The sequence below is a fragment of the Treponema sp. OMZ 840 genome, assembly GCF_050937815.1.
Taxonomy (GTDB): domain Bacteria; phylum Spirochaetota; class Spirochaetia; order Treponematales; family Treponemataceae; genus Treponema_C.
Genome location: NZ_JACDIJ010000029.1, coordinates 1 through 2,606, shown reverse-complemented (window position 1 = coordinate 2,606; position 2,606 = coordinate 1). Strand labels below are relative to the sequence as shown.

Below are 2,606 nucleotides of genomic sequence, written 5' to 3'. Positions count from 1 at the left end.
ACACTTAAAGGTAACATTGAACATACAGTTTTAGCTGTATGTTCGGGATTCCAAAGGGCAGAGCCCTTTGGCAGTGCGGGAGAGAGAGGGGGTTCTAGGGGGAGAGAGAACCCTGCCCTGAACGGGGTTCTCTCTCCCCCTAATAGAGGAGGTTTGATATGAAAAACTCAAACAAAAACAAAAGCGCAAAGCGCTTTACAAGTTGGGCGGCAGTACTTGCACTTGCCGCATCGTTAGTAATTATGGGGCTTTTAACCGCCTGCCCCAACGCCGCAGGAGGAGGCGGCGGAGGTACAACACCTGTTCCCAAGTACGAGGTAAAATTCGGTGTGGACGGTGCAAACGGCACACTTAAGGCAAAATCGGACGGTATAGCGGAAACGGAGACAAGTCCCATAAGCGTAGAAAAAGGCAAAACCGTAACCTTTACCGCAGCGCCTGCAAGCGGGTACCGGGTAAAGGGCTGGACGCTTGACGGGTCGGCAGTAAACGGCAATAACAGTACCTATTCGCTTAATATTACCAAGGCGGTAACGGTAAAGGTGAGCTTTGAAGATGACAGCACTCCGCTTCCCCAACACGCCGTAACCTTCAGCGTGGAAGGCGTAAACGGAACTCTTAGCGCAAAAGCGGACGGAGCTCCTCTTACCTCAGGCAATACGGTACAGGAAGGCAAAGCCGTAACCTTTACCGCAGCTCCTAACCCCGGTTACGAGGTAAAAGAGTGGAAAATCACCGGGGCGGGAATGACCTTTGAGGAGGGCACAGGCACGACTCAAAACAACACCGCCTGCGTAATCCTTAAAGCCCCCCTTACCGTAAAGGTTGTCTTTAAAGAAAAAACCCTTACCCCAAAACACCTTGTAACCATGACGGCAGGAGCACACGGCAGCATAAGTGCCGACCCCGCTCTTCCTTCCGACGGCATGGTAGAAGAAGGCAAAAAAATCGTCTTTACCGCAAGCCCCGATTCGGATTATGCGGTAGACAAGTGGAACATTACGGGCGGGCAAGTCCTTTCCGGCGGAACGGAGGGAAGCGGCACGGCAATGGTAAAAATAACGGGTCCCGTAACGGTTCAGGTAACTTTTAAGGTAAAAACCTTTAAAGTAGATTTCGGCGTTGCAGGTACTCCCCCTAACGGAAGCCTCAGTGCCGTCTACAAAGAAGGAGGGGCTGTTTTTACCTCAGGCACTCAGGTTCCCGAAAACACACTTTTAGTCTTTACGGCAGCCCCCGATGCAGGCTTCAAGGTTGAAAAATGGACGGTAAACAATGAAACCGTAGCGGGCAACACCGCAAACACCTATGAGCACAGGGTAACAAAGGCGGCACAGATAACGGTTTCTTTTGTTTCTTCGGTAGCCATTCCCAATGAGTTTACCCTTACCAACGGAGAAAAGTACAAAGTAACCGACAAGGTTAAAAAACACGTGATAATGACAGAGGCGAGCACAAGCCAGAGCGGTGTATACACCCTCAGTACGGCTGTTGAATATGAAGGTATTACCTACACCCTAACCGGTTTCGACAAAGATATATCGTTCGGTTATCTAAGTGCCTTTGCCTTAAGCGGAGAAAGCGACTTTTTAAGTGTAGCCGGCGGTGTTTTATTCGATAAGGCTCAAACAAAGCTGATTCGCTATCCTATGAAAAAAGCGGGCACCTCTTATACGGTTCCCGAAAGCGTTAGGGTACTGGGTAATAGCTCTTTTTACTACTGTGAGAATCTTACTTCCGTTATCTTGCCCGACGGTCTTACAACAATAGAAAACAGAAGTTTTCTATACTGCGAGAAATTAGCAACGGTCAATCTTCCCTCTTCGCTTACCTCTATAGGCTCACACTTCCTTGCCGGCGCTGCTGTGGAAGCTGTAACAATCCCCGAAGGCATTAGTGGATTGTTGGGGCAGTATTTCCTTAACGATTGCGAAAAGCTTAAAACGCTTGAACTTCCTTCTACCCTTACTGACATAAAGGCATCCTATTTTTGCAGATACTGTACGGCTATTGAGAGTGTTACCTGTAAGGCGGCAGCCCCGCCGGTAACATCCAGCTCCAGTTTTTTTACTGGCGTAAACTTATCCGGCGTAACCTTAAAAGTACCTGCAGGCTCGGAAGCCGCCTACCAAGCCGCCAATGGCTGGAAAAAGTTCGGCACCATAACGGCGCTGCCGTAAACGTTTGAAAACGGGACTTCGTGTCCCGTTTTCAACTTGAGATTTGGATGCGGCGTTCTGCCGCATCCAAATCTCATTATCTACGGCTTTTTTCCGCCGTCCGTGGCGGAACATAAAAGATTTAAAATAACGTCGGCTCCGTCGCACATCCTGTGCGGTTTTGAACTCCAGTTTTGAGCATAGCTCAAAACTGATTATGTACGGCTATTCTGCACATCCGTGTGCAGGATTTGAAACAGGATTTTTTATGTGCAGCATTTTGCACGTCCTGTTCCGTTTTCAACTTGAGATTTGGATGCGGCTTTTTTCCGCCGTCCGTGGCGGAACATAAAAGATTTAAAATAACGTCGGCTCCGTCGCACATCCTGCTCGGTTTTCAACTCCAGTTTTGGGCTTTGCCCAAAACTGATTATGTACGGCTATTCT

Annotated in this window: 1 protein-coding gene; it reads left to right on the top strand. The window is 48.8% G+C overall.

Going from position 1 to position 2,606, the window contains the following annotated elements:
• Nucleotides 1–158: 158 nt before the first annotated feature.
• Complete coding sequence (locus H0R92_RS13935; protein ID WP_432966257.1) at nt 159–2,180, top strand: InlB B-repeat-containing protein; 2,022 nt, start codon at nt 159–161, stop codon at nt 2,178–2,180.
• The last annotated feature ends 426 nt before the right edge of the window (nt 2,181–2,606 follow it).

Coding starts and splice junctions, on each gene's coding strand:
- H0R92_RS13935 (WP_432966257.1), top strand. CDS start 159: ATGAAAAACTCAAACAAAAACAAAAGCGCAAAGCGCTTTACAAGTTGG.